A 19,351-nucleotide genomic window follows, 5' to 3' on the forward strand; every position below is an offset into this window, starting at 1 on the left:
CTAAACGGCGTTACCGCTTCTTGAGCCGCGCCAAAAAAAAGTCTGAGTTGAAACTGAGGTACAGGCTGTTGGAGAACTCCAGCTTGGGGTTGTCAAAGTCAACAAACGGCTCCAGGCGCAGGGTCAGGTCAAGGCCTTGCATCAGCTTTATGTCATGCATGAACCGGACAATGAGCAACTGGCGGTTTTTCTCTGTATACCCTGGGGCCTTGAAATTGGTGGACACTGACTGGAAAAGCTTCCCGCCCAGCTCAGCGTAATAGCCGCTGCCGCGCCAGTAACTCAGCATCACATTCTGGTATTTGGTGTCAATGCCCGCGTTCAGGTACAGGCCGCCGCCCTGCTTGAAGGCTTGCTGTTTCTCATTGGAGAAATCTTTCCAGCCCACCACGTACGGCTGAAAATACAGCGCCTTCAAGACTTTCCTGCCATAGTTCTTCCTGATGACCAAACCCGCCGCCACATTGGTGAGCGTGACCAGCGGAAGCTCTGTGTCATCTATCTGCCCCCCGCGGTGCTGCGCCGTGAACTGTAGCGGCAAGCCGATGTAAGTTTCCGTTCCGGGGGTGTTTTCCTCTAGCCCCAGCGCCACCGGCGTGCGGTACAGCGTGAATTCCGCGGAGGCCCCGCCCGCCACTTCCTCCTGGAAAGGATCCATGCGCCGGATGTAGCGCTGCCAGTCCATCCAGGCGTCCAGCTTCACCCCGGGTTTGTCTAACAGGAACTGAATGCCGTTCTCCAGCCGGTTGGTGATCACGCGCTCAAAATCATAGAGCGGCTCAATGTACCCGTGGTTCAGGTGGCCCTCCAGCGTCCCGAAGAGCAGGGCCATGCCGTTCTCCTCGTACCTAATGGTAAAGGTGGGCTGCACCAAAGAGTAACTGCGCGTCCCGAAGTCTTTCTGCACCTGTACCCCGGCGTCTATCCGCACATTAGGCGACGCGAAATACACCAGCCGCGGGTTTAAGTGGTAGCCAAACAGCGTGTAGCCTTCTGCAATATCATTGAAGTACTCGTTGTTTTTCTGGTAGCCCAGCACATTGAGGCCCAACTGCAACTCGCCGGTTTGGTCTGGCTTAACCGGAAACCGCTGTTCCAGCGCTTTGTTGTTTAACTGCGCCACGGCGTTCTGCCCTGCCAGAACAGCTCCTACGGCCATCAAAAGCCACTTTTTATACATATAAATAACGCTCACCTTAATGGGTAAAATGGGTAGACGGTCAGCACGAAAGGCGCAAACAGCCTCCTGCTCTCAAGCTAAGCCTTCTGCAAAGCGAAAGATAAGCCAAAACTGGGATATAATGAATGCGTGCCCGGGGGCGGCCTGTTTCAGCTCACTACGTTTAGGGGCTTTTTTTGGAAAAAGAGCCCCTAAACGGCACTGTGCAGCCTATAGTTTCAGGCTAGCCTCTTTGGGTTAAAATCTGCCAGAGTCTGTAACTAAAAAGGCAGAAAAGTTGTTGCAGGAAGAGAAGAAATACCTAGGGCAGCAGCGGCATAAACCCTATTGACGACGGCCACCCGCATTGCTATTTTAACTAGCAATCTCATAAAAATAAAACTAAATAAAGTAGTAAATCAGGGGACAAATTCAGTACTTTGGGTGTTTCTTCTATACACCTCCGGCATGAGTCTGGAAAGCAGCTGAAACGCCGCGGCAAGCGTTTGCAGATTGGCTCAGGAAGTTGTAATTTCATCTAAATTTAAGCAAAGAAAACACAGACATGAGTGTAAACACCGAAAAATTGAAAGCGCTCCAACTCACCATTGACAAGCTGGACAAAGCCTACGGAAAAGGCACTGTCATGAAGCTGAGCGATAACCAGGTGGTGGATGTACCGGCTATCTCTACCGGCTCCCTGGGCCTGGACATCGCGTTGGGTATTGGAGGTCTTCCGCGTGGCCGGGTGGTAGAGATCTACGGACCGGAATCTTCCGGTAAAACCACCCTCACAATGCACTGCATTGCCGAAGCGCAGAAGAAAGGCGGAATTGCCGCTTTCATTGACGCTGAGCACGCTTTCGATAAAACATACGCCGAGAAACTGGGCATTGACACAGAGAACCTGCTCATTGCGCAGCCAGACAACGGTGAGCAAGCCCTGGAAATCGCGGATCACCTCATCAGCTCCGGCGCCATTGACATCATCGTGATTGACTCTGTGGCCGCGCTGGTGCCTAAAGGCGAACTGGAAGGCGACATGGGCGAGAGCAAAATGGGTCTTCAGGCCCGCTTAATGTCTCAGGCCCTGCGGAAGCTTACCGGTACCATCAACAAAACCAACTGCCTGTGCATCTTCATTAACCAGCTGCGCGAGAAGATTGGGGTAATGTTCGGGAACCCGGAGACCACTACCGGTGGTAACGCCCTCAAGTTCTACGCCTCTGTGCGTCTGGACATCCGCCGTATTGGCCAGATCAAAGAAGGCCCAGACAGCATCACCGGTAACCGCACCAAGGTGAAAGTGGTGAAAAACAAAGTGGCGCCTCCATTCAAAGTGGTGGAGTTTGACATCATGTACGGCGAGGGTATCTCCAAAGTAGGCGAGATCCTTGACCTGGGCGTTGAATTGAGCGTGGTGCAGAAATCAGGTTCCTGGTTCTCTTACAACGGCGACCGTTTAGGCCAAGGCCGTGATGCCGTGAAGCAGTTCCTGCTGGACAACGAAGAGCTCATGCAAGAGATTGAAAACAAGATCCGGGACATTGTAAAAGGAGAGCCAGAGAAAGTGGCCGCCGCCCTGGAAGACAACGAATAAACTTTTTATCTATTTTTATGAAACGGCACCTTTTAAGGTGCCGTTTCTGTTTACGGTAAGATCTAAAGTGAACAACAAGACATTGCCGCACTTTCATTATATTTAATGGAATTGGTACGACATTTGAATAGCCTCAGGCATACCGGATAGATTGGCTTATGCGTATAAAACAGCAACTATTACTTTTAGCACCTTTACTAGCATTAGTATTAAGCGGATTTGCCTTGGCTGACACCATGCGCACGGTGAAGAACACTTCCTTCGCCCCCGGCGAGGTGCTCCAATATAAAGTACACTACGGCATCATTAACGCGGGAGAGGCCACCATCAATGTGTCCTCTAACCTGCAGCGCATCAATAACCGCCCCTGCTACCAGGCCACGGTAAGCGGCAAAACAACCGGCTCCTTTGACTTCTTCCACCGCATCAGAGACACCTGGACGTCTTACATAGACACCTCTTCCATGCTGCCGCTGCGTTTTCACCGCAACATTGAAGAAGGCCGTTACCGCCGCAAGGAAACCACCGACTTCAACCACCAAAACAACACGGTGGTGGTGAACGATAGCCGCGATGAGAAGAAGAACCAGGTCTTCAAAGTGCCTGACAACGCCCAGGATATGGTGAGCGGTTTCTATTACCTGCGCACCCTGGACCTGGACAACTTCAAACCCGGCCAGACGGTGAAGATGCACGGCTTCCTGGGCGATGAATCTTTTGACATGACCGTTACCTACAAAGGCGTGACCACCGTAGAAACCAAAGCCGGAAAGATACGGGCGCACCGCTTAACGCCTAAGATGCCCAAGAACAAACTCTTCAGCGGAGAAGACGCTATCTCTGTCTACTTCTCAGATGACATCAACAAAATTCCTGTCCTCTTCCAGGCCGAAATGTTTGTGGGCTCTGTGAAAGTAGACTTGTATAAATACAGCGGCCTGCAAGGCAGACTGAACCTGGTCAAATAACCCTGCGCAGTTGGCAGGTGAACTACTTAGGGCCCGTTAGAAGACAGAAACGCTTCCAACGGGCCCTATTACGTTTAGGGGCTCTTTTTCCAAAAAGAGCCCCTAAACGGCATTTGTTTTCTTACCCAAAGATTAACAAATTGTTATCAATCACATCACCGGTTACCATCAGCAACTAATCTGTATCTTTGTATTGGAATCAAGAGGCTCCCGCTGGGTTGCAGTCTGGTTTTCCAGTGAGAAATACTCCTTGCCACACGCTTTTTACTTAACCTCATTTCTATGCAAACGTCAGCTAAATACAAGATTCTGGTAGTAGATGATGACCCAGACATTGTGGAGTTGCTGCAGTACAACCTGGAGAAGGAAGGCTATGAAGTGGCCCACGCGGAGAACGGGCAAAAGGCGCTGGACTCAGCCCGAAAGTTTGACCCAGATATCATTCTGCTGGATGTTATGATGCCCGTGATGGACGGCATCACCGCCTGCCGTCAGTTCAGGGAAAACCCCAAGTTCAAAGACACCCACATCCTGTTCCTGACGGCCCGCAGCGAGGAGTTCTCTGAGGTAGCCGCCTTTGACGCCGGCGCCGATGACTTCATTGTGAAACCCATCAAACCGCGTGCCCTCATCAGCAGGTTGGCCGCCTACAAACGCCGCGACACTAACCAAACGCCGGAGCAAACCCCTACCATTGAGATTGGGGATCTGAAGATAGACCGCACCAGCTTTATTGTGCACAAAGGCGACCAGAAGATCACGCTGCCCAAGAAGGAGTTTGAACTGCTGGCCTTTCTGGCGGCCACGCCCAACAAGGTTTTCTCCCGCGACGAGCTTCTGAACAACGTGTGGGGGAATGATGTGTTTGTGATTGCCCGCACCGTAGATGTGCACATCAGGAAAGTGCGCGAGAAGATAGGCGAAGACCAGATAAAGACCATTAAAGGCGTTGGCTACAAATTCAACACAGACTAAGCCCCCGCAGCAAAAAGTACGGCTAAGTTCGCAGGCCATCGCCATCATGATCTCTGTCTTGGTGGCAGGCATCATTGCGGCGTACCTGGCCATTTCGCCCCAACTGGAGTTCAGGCAGAAAGTGCTGGCGCTGGCGCTCACCTTCTCGGCGTGTTTCCTGCTGGTGTACTTCTCCTATGAAGCCCTCATCTTCAGGGAAATCAACAACATCTACGCGGGGCTGGAGAAGTTCAAGCGGAAGGAGTTTAAGCAGATGAGCACCAAGTTCCTGTTCAGACCAGACCCGCTCAAACGCATCAAAGACGAGATTTACCTGCTCGCTGAGCGCAACCAGAAGGAGATTGAGGAGCTCAAACGCCTGCAAGCCATGCGCCGCGAGTTTCTGGCCGATGTCTCGCACGAACTCAAAACGCCCATATTTGCGGCCCAGGGCTTTATCCATACCCTGCTGGACGGTGCCATGGACGATGAGCGCGTGCGCGATAAATTCCTCCAGAAAGCCGCCAAAAGCCTGGACGGTCTAGACACGCTGGTGCAGGACCTGATCACTATCTCGCAGCTGGAGAAAGGCGTGGTGCAGATGCACAAATCCCATTTCGACCTCAATGAACTGGCCCAGGAGGTGTTTGAGCAACTGGAGAACAAAGCCAACTCCCGCAACATCAGCCTGCATTTACTCAACGCACCCGAGGATCTCTTTGAGGTATTGGCAGACCGCGGCCGCATCAAGCAGGTGCTCATCAACCTCATTGACAACGCCATTAAGTATGGCCGGGAAAACGGCAACATCTGGCTCTCATTCCAGGACGGGAAGAAGAAAACGTTGGTCACCGTGCGCGACGACGGCCCCGGCATCCCGAAGGAGCACCTCAACCGTATCTTTGAGCGCTTCTACCGCATAGACAAGAGCCGCACCCGTGACGGCGGCGGCGGTGGTTCCGGTCTGGGACTGGCCATCTCCAAGCACATTGTGGAGGCGCATAAATCCACCATCGCGGTATTCAGTGAGGTGGGCCAGGGCACCACGCTCAGGTTCAAACTCCCGAAGACAAAACTGTAACCTGCGTTTAGGGGCTGTTTTTGGAAAAACAGCCCCTAAACGCAGGTTATTTCCCGGCGGCTTCCACTATTCTTTTCTATGCTTCGTTAAGAGAGAGAATACTTTAGCGGTTCCTGACCATGCGCCTTTCTTTCCACCCTTTGGTTTTTTGCTTTTCTGCGGTTTGCCTGCTGCTTTCCGGCTGCGTCAGTACCAAACACTCGGCTCCGCTGGGCGGCTGCCTCACCCATTTCAAAGCCGGCGAGAAACTACTGATGGCTGAGGTACCGGGTATCACAGCACATGAATCATCGGGTTTATACAAAAAGCTGGAGAAAGCGGCCCGTGAGGCTGGCCTGCAACCTGCCTACGCCGCAGAGCAGGAAATGGACCTGCGCCTGTATCAGGTAAGGCCAAACGCAGACACGGCCAGCCTTGCCGCCCTGCAAAAATTGGGTTATACCTATTACCTGCGCGTGCACATTGAAGGTCTAACGGCAACCCAATCCTACGCCCACACTTCCGCCGAAGAAAAAAAGGACATTTACCCGGCCACCCCACCGGCGTACCAGAAAGAGGAGGATGTTTCTAAAGCCATACTCACCTTCCAACTTTACACCACTGACGAAAGAAGGCTTATCTACACGCTGGTAACCCAGACGGAGATGCGGTCACTCATTCTTCCGGAGAAGGACGGAGGAGACCATGCGGTCAATTTCTCAGACAAAGCCATGGCTACTCAGAAAGCCATGAGCAAAGGAGTGGCAAAACTGTTCTCCAATTGCCAATAGGAAACAACTGATTTCACACTGCCCGCACCGCATAGTGCGCGTTTAGCGGCCGTTTTTCTAAAATCTGCCCCTAAACGGGGTTGTTCTGCCAAGCAGAAATTATTCGGTACCTTTGTGTTTTCCTGGGCCGGCGGCTGTTTTGAACCTATTTTTAGAAAAACGGCCCCTAAACGCACGTTGCGCCAAGCCCTAAGACCCAACTGTTTCTATGAAGTTACCCGCCTTCCGCGACCTTATTATTTTTGAGAACGAAGATTACATTGTAGTCAACAAACCACCGTTTCTGGCTACCCTGGAGGACCGTTCCCTCAATGCCTCCAACCTCTTAACCCTGGCCCGTCAGTACCACGAAGACGCTCAGGCCTGCCACCGCCTGGACAAGGAAACTTCGGGCTGTCTGGCCATTGCCAAAAACCCAGAGGCCTACCGCCATCTGTCTATGCAGTTTGAGAACCGGCAGGTGCAGAAAATATATCATGCCGTGATCTGGGGCAGCCATGATTTCCATCAGTTGTTGGTAGACCGTGCCATTCAGCCGGGGCTAAAAGGAGTAGCCAAACTGGCGGCCAAAGGCAAACCGGCCCAAACCTATTTTACCACTTTGGAGAAGTTCGGGCGGCACACGCTGGTGGAATGCAAACCCATTACCGGCCGTATGCACCAGATCAGGCTTCACCTGGCGTATCTGAAAGCCTCTATTGTGCAGGACGAGATGTACGGCGGCGAGCCACTCTACCTCTCCAGCCTGAAGCGAAAGTTCAACCTGGCCAAAGGCACCGAGGAACAGCCGCTCATCAAGCGGTTCGCGCTGCACTCCCACCAGCTGGGGTTCACGCTCCTGAACGGAGATCCTGTCCTGGTCACCGCTGACTACCCCAAAGATTTTGAGGTGCTGGTGAAGTTGCTCAGAAAGAATGGCTGAGGCCTGTTTGATTCCGCCTTCGGGCGGAATTCTTTTTTGCCCCTTCTGGGAAGGATGAGTTGGCTTATGCCTAGGCTGTAGCGTTTGTCTAGGGCTTCATAGACTTTGTTGCTGCGTTTCTTCTGGTAAGCGCTCACGGCCGCGGGGCCCCGTCTTCCCCTCCGCACTGCCCTTGCGGCCAGGTAGTGCAGCTTTCTCTTAGTGTATGCCTTTCTTTGGCCACAAGCGAGGCGCTCGAAGGAAAGACTGGAACAGGTGCGGGTAGTAATGGCTTCTCTAGTTTGAAACCAATCCAGTTTCTGTTTTGGGGAAAACTTATGAATGCAAGGCCGCCGGCGCGAGTCTCCGGACTCGTGCCTTTGGATGAAGGGTAGTCTCCGGACTACCCTCGCTGCGGCGCAGCGAAACCGGGACAGCTGATCTATTAGGAACAGCGCATAGGTAGGAGAAATCTGCTTCTGCGTTTAGGGGCTATTTTTGGGAAAACAGCCCCTAAACGCAGAGCGTCTCCTGTGCTAATCATTTCACAAATATGTCTTAAGTGGTTGATCAAGCTTAAATTAGCTTGAAAATCAATGGAATAAATGGAGCAACTGTTGCATGCCAGTGAAAAGGCTTGTATCTTTGTGACCATTTTCAAGAAAAAGCATACATTTTTTCACTCGTTAACCATTCACAATGGATCATTTAAGTTATAAGACGCTATCAGTTAATAAGGCGGCCGCTAGCAAAGGCTGGGTAGTGATAGACGCCGGAGACTCAACCCTTGGCCGTGTGGCCAGCCAGATCGCGATGATTCTTCGCGGTAAAACCAAACCTTCTTTCACGCCTAACGCTGACTGCGGAGATAACGTGATCGTGATCAATGCGGACAAAGTTCGTATGACCGGTAAGAAGTGGGATAAGAAAACTTTCGTGACGCACACTGGTTATCCAGGTGGTCAGCGCACTTTCACTCCGCGTGAGCTGAAAGCTAAATCTTCTACCTTGTTAGTGGAGCGCGCCGTGAAAGGTATGTTGCCAAGAACCCGTTTGGGCCGTGAGCAATTCCGCAACCTGTTTGTGTACGCCGGTGCTGAGCATCCGCATGAAGCACAACAGCCAGTTCAAGTAAAACTTACAAAATAATCTAGACATATTTAATGGAAGTTCTCAATACATCTGGTAGAAGAAAAACCTCGGTGGCGCGCATCTACATGACGTCAGGGCAAGGGAATATCACTATTAACGATAGAGATATAAAGGAATACTTCCCTAGTGAAGTATTGCAAACCATCGTACAGCAGCCATTGTCGCTGTTAGATGCCGTTGGCAAATACGACATTAAGGCGAATATCAAAGGCGGTGGCGTTGCCGGTCAGGCAGAAGCCCTTCGTTTGGCTATCACCAAAGCTCTGGTGGAAGAAAACGCTGAAACCCGTCCAGCCCTGAAAAAAGAAGGATTCTTAACGCGTGACCCACGTATGGTGGAGCGTAAGAAATTCGGTAAGCGCAAAGCCCGTCGTTCCTTCCAGTTCTCTAAACGTTAATATATCATCAGCTGTATCAATATCATGGCTAATACCACTTATAAAGATTTACTGGATGCCGGTGTACACTTTGGTCACCTTACCAGAAAATGGGATCCTAAAATGGCTCCGTACATTTTCATGGAGAAAAACGGCATTCACATCATTGACCTGAACAAAACGCTTGCGTCTCTGGATGAGGCTACCGCTGCTATTAAGCAGATTGCCAAATCGGGCCGTAAGATCATGTTTGTTGCCACCAAAAAACAAGCGCAGGACATTGTGGCGGAAGAGGCAAAACGCCTTAAAATGCCTTATGTAACTGACCGTTGGTTAGGTGGTATGCTCACTAACTTCCAGACTGTTCGTAAGTCTTTGAAGAAAATGTCCACCATTGACAAAATGGTGAAAGAAAACACCGCTTTTGCCGCCATGGCGAAACGCGAGCGTCTGATGTTGACCCGTGAGCGTGAGAAACTGGAGCGTGTATTGGGTGGTATCGCTGACTTGTCACGTCTCCCAGCTGCGTTGTTCGTAGTAGACGTGAAGCGTGAGTCCATCGCGATCAAAGAAGCTCAGAAACTGAACTTACCGGTATTTGCCATTGTAGACACAAACTCTAACCCAGAGACTGTAGACTTCCCAATCCCGGCAAACGATGACGCTTCTAAATCTATCGCTTTGATCACTTCCCTGATTGGCAAAGCCATTGAGGAAGGTCTGTCTGAGCGTAAAGTAGACAAAGAAGATTCTGACAGAAAACGTTCAGAAGAAGAAGGTATCCAGGAGAAAATTGACGCTGAATAAGCCTCTACTTTTCTTGAGAGCACTGTAAAGGGGACTGAACATTAGGAAGCGTAGCTACTGATGTTCAGTTTCTTTTTAATCTAACCGGTGCCGTTCCCCAGCAACTGCACCCCTCCTATTGAAACTTATTAACCGTAATTCTTAATAAAAGAACAATGGCTATTACAGCACAAGATGTAAACAGACTTCGTCAGGAAACTGGCGCTGGTATGATGGACTGCAAAAAAGCGTTGACTGAAGCCAACGGCGACTTTGAAGCAGCCAAAGATATTCTCCGTAAACAAGGTCAGAAAATTGCCAGCAAACGTGCTGATAACGCTACTTCTGAAGGAGCAGTATTGACGCAGGTAAATGCGGAAGGCACCGTAGGTAAAGTGATCGCGCTTGCCTGCGAAACTGAGCCCGTATCTAAAGTAGAAGACTTCAAGAACCTGGCGAAAGCTGTTTTAGAAGCTGCCGTTTCTACCAACGCACCAACCAAAGAAGAACTGTTGGCTACACCTCAAGCCGATGGCCGTTCTCTGCAAGACCACATCACTGACCTGATGGGTAAAATTGGAGAGAAAATTGACGTGGTGTCTTATGAGACCATCACTGCTGAGAAAGTAGTTGCCTACAACCACTCTAATGGTAAATTAGGGGTATTGGTTGGCTTAACAAACACTGGCGGCAAAGAAGTAACAGAAGTTGGTAAAGACGTGGCGATGCAAATTGCCGCTATGCGTCCTATCGCGGTTGACAAAGACGGTGTTGACGCTGCCACTATTGAGCGTGAGATTGAAATTGGAAAAGAGCAAGCTCGTGCCGAAGGCAAACCAGAGGAAATGCTGGAGAAAATTGCCCAAGGTAAACTGAACAAATTCTACAAAGAAAGCACTTTGTTAAACCAGGAGTTTGTGAAAGATCCTTCCTTGACTATTGCCAAGTTGTTAGATAACACTAACAAAGGCATGACAGTTACTGAGTTCAAGCGTGTAGCCATTGGCTAATTGCTTACCACCTATATCTAAAAAGCCCCACTGCAAATTAGCAGTGGGGCTTTTTATTTAATGTCCGGCTTACTTGTTAGAGAACCGAATTAGGGGGTAAGCTACAGGCCAGGCAAACTGACCTGTATTAAATCTTCTGATGTTGTTGTAGAATGATGATAGATTTTGAGTCGCTTAAAAAGCTCTGCTAGAAGGTTGAACAATTACGTTTCAGGAGAAACACCCTAAATCAGTTACCTGCGGTAGACAAGGAAGCACGTTTCTCAATCTGAGAAGTCTGCTCCATCACGGCCTTACTGTTCTTAGAAGCAGTGTTCGTTTTAGATTGCTCTTTTCTTAATCTTTTTTCTGCAGAGATGTAACTCAAGAAGGTAGCTTTTGCTTTCATAACTTACGGTTTACTAATTTGACAATAAAAACTATGTATTGTTGAGGACAGGAATATGCTCTTTGCTGCTTGGCAAGCACATTATCCAAGGGTTAGATTTCCTGTGCCGCGCATCTTTCTATTATCAGCAACAATAGAACGGAGTTTAAGTTCATTTTAATGCACTTAAATATGAAAATTTATAAATAAACACAAATATTATATTAGATAATCACTGCTTAAATCCAAAAAGAACGCAAAGCTGATTCTTTAAAAATCGCTTAAGGCTGCATTAATATAAATTTGTTTATCTAATATAGTGCTAAAGTTACAAACCACAAATTTATATATACCAATTTCCATAAAATATTAAATATTACTCAAAAGTAAGTAGTGGAATTAATGCACACGTATAGATATTCGTACTATATAGCTTATAAATTAAACTTAACTATTAAAACATTTTAACCTTATGCATATTTAAATTCAGATACAAAAGGGCTCTTCTCCTAAAGGCAGAAATCAGTTTATATAGCTTTTCTGCCTTTAGGAGAAGAGGACTAATCAAGATCGGCCTGCTTTCTTACAAACTCCTGCCCTGCTATATCATCCTTCCTAATATAGGGCCTTATGATCAGGCGAGTGCTGTTCTCATAGGTCACAAATTTGTAGAGCCAGTTAGTAAGCACCACAAGCTTGTTTCTGAAACCAATGAGGTAATACACGTGCACAAAAAGCCACGCCATCCAAGCAATGAAGCCCTTCAGGTGTTTGTTTTTGGGTAAATCTGCCACGGCACGGTTACGCCCAATAATAGCCAGAGACCCTTTATCAAAATATTCAAAAGGCTCCAGCGGCTCCCTCCTGATGATATGGCGCAGATTCTTAGCTAAATGTTTTCCTTGCTGAATGGCGGGCTGGGCTACGCCTGGGTGACCTCTAGGATACTTTTCCGTCTTCATGAAGGCAATGTCACCAATGGCAAAAATCTCCGGGAAGCCAATGATCTGGTTAAATGTGTTGACCAGGTAACGCCCCCTGTCACTGGCTTCTGGCGGAAGCCCTTGTATCTGGGCTCCAGAAACACCGGCGGCCCAAATGAGCGTCTGCGTCTTAATCTGCTCTCCCCCTTTAAAGGTTACCACCTTACCATCATAAGACTCCACCAAAGTATTAAGCTTTATGTTGATGCCTACCTCCTCTAAATACTCTTTGGTGGTCTGGCTAGACTCCGGAGACATAGGGGGCAAAACCCTATCCAGCCCCTCCACCAAATAGATATTCATGCGGCTGAAGTCCATGCCCGGGTAGTCACTGGGGAGCACGTGTTTTCGCATTTCGGCTAAGGCACCGGCCAATTCTACTCCTGTAGGCCCGCCGCCCACAATCACGAAGTTGAGCAAACTTTGCCGCACCTCAGGGTCTTTGATCATGTTGGCCTGCTCAAAGCACTGCAACAATTGGCTTCTGAGGTTCAGGGCATCTGGGATCTGCTTTAGCGGGAAAGAATACTGCTTGATCTGCTCATTCCCGAAGTAGTTAGATTTGGTACCCGTGGCAATAACTAGAAAATCATAAGGCAAATCACCTACCAGAGTAGAGACGGTTTTAGTTTCAGGGTGTACACCCGTTACCTTCACCTGCCGGAAATGGAAGTCTTCATACTCCTCATCAAACATTTTCCGGAGCGGTTCGGCAATGGCGTCTGGTTCCAGCCCGGCCGTGGCCACCTGGTACAGCAGCGGCCAGAACCCATGGTAATTTTGCCTATCAAACATCACTACCTGAAACTCTTTGCCAGAGAGGTTCTTGGCCAGATTCACTCCCCCAAAGCCACCGCCAATGATGACTACCCGTGGTTTGGTGGTATCTGGAATATTTAACGTAAGCTCTTTTACATGAAGCATAGTCTATCAATAGAAGTTTTCACAGGAGCCGCAGCTGAGGCCGCAACTTTTGTATTCATAGACTTATACTCTATTTTTTACATATTAGATATTCTATTTAACAGAAGCCGTATAAGCCACATCACCTCCTTCTGAAACACAAAATGCGTTTAGGGGCTGTTTTTGGAAAAACAGTCCCTAAACGCATTTTACACTACTTCAACCTTGCAGAAACTTACCGGTGGAAGGTCTCGCCTACAAATTTGAGTACCTCCGGCAGCGCCGTGCGCCAGTAGGTCCAGGTATGGCCTCCATCTCGCACCCTAAACTCATGCGGCACCTTCTTGTCTATGAGTGCGGCATGCAGCGCCATGTTGCCTTTGATCAGGAAATCATCATCGCCGCAGTCTATGTAGTACTTCATTTTCTTGAGCGAATCTACTGGGGTGGTTTCTATGATCTTCAGGACAGAGTTCTGGTACCAGTGCGCACTCAGCCTTTGCTGCCCTTGGGGGTATTGCCCATAGATGCTGGCAAAGGTCTTGGTATACCGCTCATCTGTAATGTTCTGGAACTCTTCATTGGTGTACACAGCCGCACTCAGAGGCGCCACCGCCGCGAACAGTTCAGGATGCTTCATAGACAGGATAAGCGATCCATAGCCGCCCATGGAAAGACCAGCCACCGCTCTATAGGCTTTGCTGTTGCGGGTACGGTATTCTTTGTCAATGTGCGGGATGAACTCTTTCACGAAGAAATCCTCAAACTTCACCTTGCCGTCTACACTGTTCACGTACCAGGTTACGCCGGCATCTGGCATCACAATGAGCATGGGAGGTATCTGGCCTGCCTGCATCAGCCTACCTGCGATAAGATGAGCCTCGCCAAACTGTGCCCACCCGGTTTCATCATCTGTGTAGCCGTGCAACAGGTACAGCACCGGGTAACGCCGATTGGACTTCTCATAATCCGAAGGCAAGTAGATGGAGTAGTCTACCTCGTAGCCTAATATCTTGCTTTTGGTTTTAAGGCTTTCCTTCAAGGTTCCCTGTTGGGCCAGCACAGGCCAAGAGATTAGCAGAAGCAACAGGAAGAGCATGCATTGGCGTATCAGATTTTTCATAATGTAGTAAAGATTTTCAGTGCTCAAGTATAAGGCCTTTCTCCTTATTTAGCCAACCCAAAGAACCACTGCACCCAGATTAAACTAGTTACTGAAGGCTACAGCCGCTTTTCTGTTAAACAGAATTATGTCCTCAGCTTCACCAAATAACTCCCGCTGCTCTCGTTGGGCCCCAAGCACATACCTTTCAGGTCATTCATAAAAGCAGTGAGTAGCTTTTTGGGCCATGTACATTGCCCGTTACACCAGCCACACTTCGAACAGCATTCTACTCTATTAACAATAGGCTTTAGTATCTGCTACAGGTCTGCCTCTATATAGTAATGGAGATTCTCTTTGGTGATGATGTCCAGGGGCAGGTATTTAATGGGGTTCACTTTCTTCTTGAACGCTATGTGATCTGCTAGTCCGTAAATGCCCCAATATCCCTGTCCTTTCGGATTCTGGTTGATCAGAAACTCAATGGTTCCTTTGTTCAGGTGCTCCAGGTTCTTTTCCATGAGATCATAGCCAATGAGCTTTATATGGGTCATCGCTCTTTCCTGCAGGTAATGCGCCACCGTATGGGCTTTGGAATTAGTGACGAAAATCCCTTTTAGGCCAGGGTTCTCCTTTATTAGCTCACCTAACCGCTTCTGAAACTCTTGGGAATTGGAATCAGGCAGATCTACCTGTAGCAGCGGATAACTTACTTTTGATTCAACTCGGCTGAAATAATCAAAAAAGCCCTGCTCCTTGTTAACCAAATGGGAAGAATTAGACAGATCTACGTCAATGTGAGCCACCAAGAATGTTCCCCCCTGCGGATGACCGTAATGCAGAAGTTTTGCTGCCAGAAACCCGCTTTGATAGGAATCCTGGCCAATATACAGCAATGGCTCGTAGTCGGGGATGTGCGTATTGAACAGCGCGAAAGGAATTTTCATTTCTTTCCACTGCTTAAAGAAAGGGAGAGACTCGCGGTAAAAGATGGGCGCCAACAGCACCGCATCTGGCTTTAAAGAGGCTACTTCCGCTGCTTTCTCTTTAAAAGAAGCAGCATCAAAGGGGTTGAAAATGAAGTGGGTTACCTGTACTCCGTATTGGGCCAACTCCTGCTCCGCTTTTTCTATCCCCGTTTTAGGAGCTTGCCAATAAATATCCTGTCCCGGATCAGGAATTAACGCAGCAATATCATACATCCGGTTGTTGACTAAGGTTCTGGCCAACAAGTTAGGTTGGTAGTTAAGCTCCCTGGCAATTTCCAGTACCTTCTGCCGCACCTCCTCTGCAACCTTTCCTCTTTCATGCAGCACCCGGTCTACCGTACCTGTAGAAACCCCTGCTTTCTCAGCTATATCCTTTATCCGGACGATACTTCTTTTTACCATAGAGGCAGTTCCAATTACTTGAACAAGTGTCCTTCTTATAACTAAGACACGGCTCTGAAAATATAATGCAATCTAATATGGATAGTCTTCTTAAAATAGATATGCGTGTGTTTTAATCCTGACCAATGCTTGAAAGTGTAAGAGCTTTCAAATTAATATCTGTTCTCACTAATGCTATTCTCTGCTTAAAGGTATTCTTAACATTGCCATAACAGGTCACAAATAAACATCATATACTTTTATATTTCAATTTACATTAAATCCCCCTACTTCCCTACATGATCACTAACAGACACCCTAGACCTATACAACAAATAAATGTGTTCGAACACAAATAGAATATTCTTTGGTGTTTTCGAACACATTTATTTCTTAATTTATTTGCAATCAACTTTTTTTTACTCATATTTGGATAAGCAAGGATTTACCAAAAGCATAAAAGTCCAATTAATGGACTTGAGACGGGTATGTTTGTATAGTTAAGCACATAATGTGCTTACTGTGGCAAGAGAAGGACATAAATTCTTTCAGAATTGATTTCATAAGTGGACAGCAGCTATGATTAAAGTAGCGCTACGTCCACTGCAACCACTTCTAAGGTCTCTTTTCCTCCTTAAAGTGGCTTTTCATCTGCATTATCTACCAGACTTAACCATAAACGTTTCCAAATGCGAAATCTTCTACCTTACCCGCCAGTGGCGTTGATGGCGTTTATGCTATCTACAGTCCCTGACAGTAGCCTTGCTAAGGATAGTTTTTTTACAGCAAAGACTGCTAGTAAAGACTATTCAGCTGCAGTGGTTTTACCGCCAGCCACTCCTGCCTCTTTTGAGGAGGCAAACACTTTACCTTTCCAAGACAACAACCGGGATGTGCGGGGCTCTGTGACAGACTCTACTGGTACCACTCTGGTAGGAGTTACAGTATTCATCAAAGGAACCACTACTGGCACCAGCACAGATGTGAACGGCAAGTATGTGCTCAGCGCACCTGAAAATGCGGTTCTTGTGTTCAGTTATATTGGCTATAACTCACAGGAAGTAGCTGTTAAGGGAAGAGATATTGTGAATGTAGTGCTACGTACCAACTCCTCTCAAATAGATGAAGTGGTGGTAGTAGGGTACGGTACCCAAAGAAAAATCAGTACTGTGGGCGCACAGTCATCTGTGAAACCAACAGAGTTACAGTTACCGGTTCGGAACTTAAGTACTTCTTTGGGCGGCCGTTTGGCAGGGGTAGTTTCTGTACAGCGCAGTGGCGAGCCCGGTGGCGATGATGCTGACATCTATATCAGAGGAATTTCTACTTTCAGTAATAGTTTAAGTAAGCCGTTAGTGCTTGTAGATGGAGTACCACGGCCTTTCTCAGATGTAGATCCAGAAGATATTGAGAACTTTTCCATCTTAAAAGATGCTTCGGCCACCGCGGTATATGGCGTAAGAGGGGCTAACGGGGTGTTACTTATCACTACTAAGAGCGGCACCGCCGGCAAGCCTAAATTCAATGTGCGTTACAATGAGGGCGTCACCAGATTCACCAAAGTCCCTGAATTTGCAGACGGGGTCACGTACATGGAGATGGCGAATGAAGCACTAACTACCCGCGGTGGACAGCCCCGTTACAGTTCTGAAACCATTGAAGCCACACGCAACCAGACAGATCCTTATCTGTACCCTAATGTGGATTGGTACAAGGAGCTATTCAATAAATGGGGCAGCACCCGAAGACTAAACCTCAACATCAACGGAGGCACAGACAGGGTTAACTACTATGTGGCCACCAGTTTCTATGATGAAAAAGGTCTTTACAAAACTGATCAGTTAGCTGAATATGACTCGCAGGTATCTTACAAGAGATACAACCTCACCTCCAATATTACCCTTAAGCCTTCCAGCAGCACCACCGTCAAATTGGGCGTGCAAGGCTATTTAGCCAATGTGAATTACCCAGGCACAAGCGCGAGTGACATTTTTGAGAAGGCCTTCTTCATGACACCTGTCCTGAATCCTGTTAAATACCCAGACGGCAAAATGGCGGATGTGGCCGCCTCTAGTGTTCAGAACCCATACGCTTTATTAACCCAAACGGGCTACGCAAACCAATGGCGTAACCAGCTCTTCTCAAACCTACGGGTAACCCAAGGACTGGATTTCATCACCGAGGGACTATCCGCGACAGGCATGTTCTCCTTTGATGCCTATAATTACGTAAGCCTTAGAAGAACAAAAACGCCAGACACATGGTTAGCGAACGGACGCGATGCGGAGGGTAATCTTATTTACCAGCAGACACGCATTGGCACAGAGTTCTTAGGATACAGCCGCAACAACAACGGCTCCCGCACCATCTATAATGAAGCGGCCCTTAATTATCAGCGGGATTTTGATCTCCACAGCTTTGGCGGAATGCTGCTCTTTAACCAAAGTGATGAAATCAACACCCAAGCCTCTGATTTTGAAACTTCTTTGCCATTCCGGTTTAGAGGGATAGCAGGCAGAGCTACATATGCATTCAAAGAGAAATATTTTGCCGAAGTCAACTTTGGTTACAACGGCTCTGAGAACTTCCTGCCCAGCAAACGCTACGGCTTCTTTCCCTCTGCGGCGGTAGGCTGGCTTATTTCAGAAGAACCTTTCTTCTCTCCATTAAAAGGCATTGCCCAAATGGTGAAACTCCGGGTTTCCCATGGTATTGTAGGGAACAGCAACATTGGAGGAAGAAGATTTGCCTATCTGGGCACTGTAGCTTCCACAACCGGTTATTCATTTGGGAAAACTCCATCTAACATCTCCGGATACGACATTGGTGAATATGCCGTGGATGTGACGTGGGAAACTGCCATGAAATCGAATCTTGGATTGGATATCTGGACCGTTAACAATGGCTTAAACCTACAGGTTGATATCTTTCATGAGCGCAGAGAAGGAATATTCCTACGCCGGGCTTCTTTACCCGCCTATGTAGGCATGCGGAACAACCCGTACGGAAACGTAGGCAAGATTGACAACAAAGGTATTGATGCGTCTGCCAACTACTCAGGTAAATTGGGCAAAAACTTCACGTTCCAGTTACTGGGGAACATTACCTTCAACCGTAATGAGGTCATAGAAAATGATGAGCCAAACCCTATATATCCATGGCTTGACCGCAAAGGTCTAAAAGTGGGGCAGCGTTTCGGGTATGTTGCACTTGGGTTATTCAACTCAGAGGAAGAGATTGCCAACAGTGCCTTCCAAGCTGGCGATGTGCGCCCAGGCGACATCAAATTCAAGGATCTTAATGCAGATGGCCGCATTGACGCGTACGACCAAGCCCCAATTGGATACGGGCAGGTACCTGAAATCATCTATGGCTTCGGCTTTACGTTAGGCTATAAGGCGTTTACAATCTCTACCTTATTCCAGGGGGTAGGCAACATGGACATCTGGCTCAATGGTGAAGGTCTGATTCCCTTCCAGCAGGGCTTGAGCCGCGGCAACCTTTTCAACAATATCCATGACAGATGGACAGTTGAAAACCCCAACCCCAATGCCTTCTATCCTCGCCTAAGCGCCGGAACCGTCAATGACAATTACGCCAGAAGCACCTGGTGGATTGCCAATGGACGTTATCTGAGACTTAAAACCGCCCAACTCTCTTATAAACTGCCCAAGAGGTACACCGAGAAGGTAAAGATTTCCAATGCAGACATCTTCTTCTCCGGGGTTAATCTTCTCACATTCACTCCTTTTAAACTTTGGGACGTGGAGCTTGGAGACGGAAGTGACGCCGCTTTCCCAGGTGGAGCTATGTATCCTAATGTGGCCACCTTTAGCATTGGCTTCAATCTCAACTTCTAACAGACCTA

Annotated in this window: 16 protein-coding genes; 11 read left to right on the forward strand and 5 right to left on the reverse strand. The window is 48.2% G+C overall.

The window, feature by feature from the left end:
- Window positions 1–10 precede the first annotated feature (10 nt).
- A complete protein-coding gene (locus EFA69_RS00865; protein WP_245964457.1) occupies window positions 11–1,180 on the reverse strand; it encodes a hypothetical protein in 1,170 nt (389 codons plus the stop codon).
- A gap of 544 nt (window positions 1,181–1,724) precedes the next feature.
- Between EFA69_RS00865 and recA the strand changes: the two genes are divergently transcribed.
- The 10 genes from recA to tsf all read left to right on the forward strand — a co-directional run bounded on the left by recA (window position 1,725) and on the right by tsf (window position 10,758).
- Window positions 1,725–2,759, forward strand: a complete 1,035-nt coding sequence (recA, locus tag EFA69_RS00870; protein ID WP_123131204.1) for a recombinase RecA — start codon at window positions 1,725–1,727, stop codon at window positions 2,757–2,759.
- Window positions 2,760–2,983: 224 nt separating this feature from the next.
- Window positions 2,984–3,727, forward strand: a complete 744-nt coding sequence (locus EFA69_RS00875) for a DUF3108 domain-containing protein (RefSeq protein WP_245964458.1) — start codon at window positions 2,984–2,986, stop codon at window positions 3,725–3,727.
- Window positions 3,728–4,009: 282 nt separating this feature from the next.
- Window positions 4,010–4,702 carry a response regulator transcription factor gene (locus tag EFA69_RS00880; RefSeq protein ID WP_123131206.1) on the forward strand — a complete coding sequence of 231 codons (693 nt, stop codon included), beginning with the start codon at window positions 4,010–4,012 and terminating at the stop codon, window positions 4,700–4,702.
- The gene (locus tag EFA69_RS00885; protein ID WP_245964459.1) at window positions 4,677–5,762 is read left to right on the forward strand and encodes a sensor histidine kinase; all 1,086 of its coding nucleotides are present in this window, start codon (window positions 4,677–4,679) and stop codon (window positions 5,760–5,762) included. Before EFA69_RS00880 ends, EFA69_RS00885 begins: the two co-directional genes overlap by 26 nt.
- Window positions 5,763–5,881: 119 nt before the next feature.
- Window positions 5,882–6,532 carry a hypothetical protein gene (locus EFA69_RS00890; RefSeq protein WP_123131208.1) on the forward strand — a complete coding sequence of 217 codons (651 nt, stop codon included), beginning with the start codon at window positions 5,882–5,884 and terminating at the stop codon, window positions 6,530–6,532.
- Between the two features lie 208 nt (window positions 6,533–6,740).
- Complete coding sequence (locus tag EFA69_RS00895) at window positions 6,741–7,454, forward strand: RluA family pseudouridine synthase (protein ID WP_123131209.1); 714 nt, start codon at window positions 6,741–6,743, stop codon at window positions 7,452–7,454.
- A gap of 678 nt (window positions 7,455–8,132) precedes the next feature.
- Window positions 8,133–8,582: a 50S ribosomal protein L13 gene (gene rplM, locus EFA69_RS00900; protein ID WP_123131210.1), complete on the forward strand. Its 450-nt coding sequence runs from the start codon at window positions 8,133–8,135 to the stop codon at window positions 8,580–8,582.
- A gap of 14 nt (window positions 8,583–8,596) precedes the next feature.
- Window positions 8,597–8,983 carry a 30S ribosomal protein S9 gene (gene rpsI / locus EFA69_RS00905; protein ID WP_123131211.1) on the forward strand — a complete coding sequence of 129 codons (387 nt, stop codon included), beginning with the start codon at window positions 8,597–8,599 and terminating at the stop codon, window positions 8,981–8,983.
- Between the two features lie 24 nt (window positions 8,984–9,007).
- A complete protein-coding gene (rpsB, locus tag EFA69_RS00910) occupies window positions 9,008–9,769 on the forward strand; it encodes a 30S ribosomal protein S2 (RefSeq protein WP_123131212.1) in 762 nt (253 codons plus the stop codon).
- A gap of 155 nt (window positions 9,770–9,924) precedes the next feature.
- Window positions 9,925–10,758, forward strand: a complete 834-nt coding sequence (gene tsf, locus EFA69_RS00915; protein WP_123131213.1) for a translation elongation factor Ts — start codon at window positions 9,925–9,927, stop codon at window positions 10,756–10,758.
- Window positions 10,759–10,987: 229 nt separating this feature from the next.
- On the opposite strand, the gene EFA69_RS20395 is transcribed toward tsf, so the two are convergent.
- The 4 genes from EFA69_RS20395 to EFA69_RS00930 form a co-directional block, all read right to left on the reverse strand.
- Window positions 10,988–11,146 (reverse strand): hypothetical protein, encoded by a 159-nt coding sequence (locus EFA69_RS20395; RefSeq protein ID WP_221175644.1) that lies wholly within the window; start codon window positions 11,144–11,146, stop codon window positions 10,988–10,990.
- 539 nt (window positions 11,147–11,685) lie between these two features.
- Window positions 11,686–13,032, reverse strand: a complete 1,347-nt coding sequence (locus tag EFA69_RS00920) for an NAD(P)/FAD-dependent oxidoreductase (protein WP_123131214.1) — start codon at window positions 13,030–13,032, stop codon at window positions 11,686–11,688.
- 214 nt (window positions 13,033–13,246) lie between these two features.
- Complete coding sequence (locus tag EFA69_RS00925) at window positions 13,247–14,134, reverse strand: alpha/beta hydrolase (RefSeq protein WP_123131215.1); 888 nt, start codon at window positions 14,132–14,134, stop codon at window positions 13,247–13,249.
- 299 nt (window positions 14,135–14,433) lie between these two features.
- Window positions 14,434–15,504 carry a LacI family DNA-binding transcriptional regulator gene (locus EFA69_RS00930; protein WP_123131216.1) on the reverse strand — a complete coding sequence of 357 codons (1,071 nt, stop codon included), beginning with the start codon at window positions 15,502–15,504 and terminating at the stop codon, window positions 14,434–14,436.
- Between the two features lie 797 nt (window positions 15,505–16,301).
- Here EFA69_RS00930 and EFA69_RS00935 point away from each other — a divergent pair.
- Complete coding sequence (locus EFA69_RS00935) at window positions 16,302–19,343, forward strand: SusC/RagA family TonB-linked outer membrane protein (protein ID WP_221175645.1); 3,042 nt, start codon at window positions 16,302–16,304, stop codon at window positions 19,341–19,343.
- Window positions 19,344–19,351: the final 8 nt, after the last annotated feature.

It is taken from the genome of Rufibacter immobilis (assembly GCF_003721565.1).
GTDB classification, from domain to species: domain Bacteria; phylum Bacteroidota; class Bacteroidia; order Cytophagales; family Hymenobacteraceae; genus Nibribacter; species Nibribacter immobilis.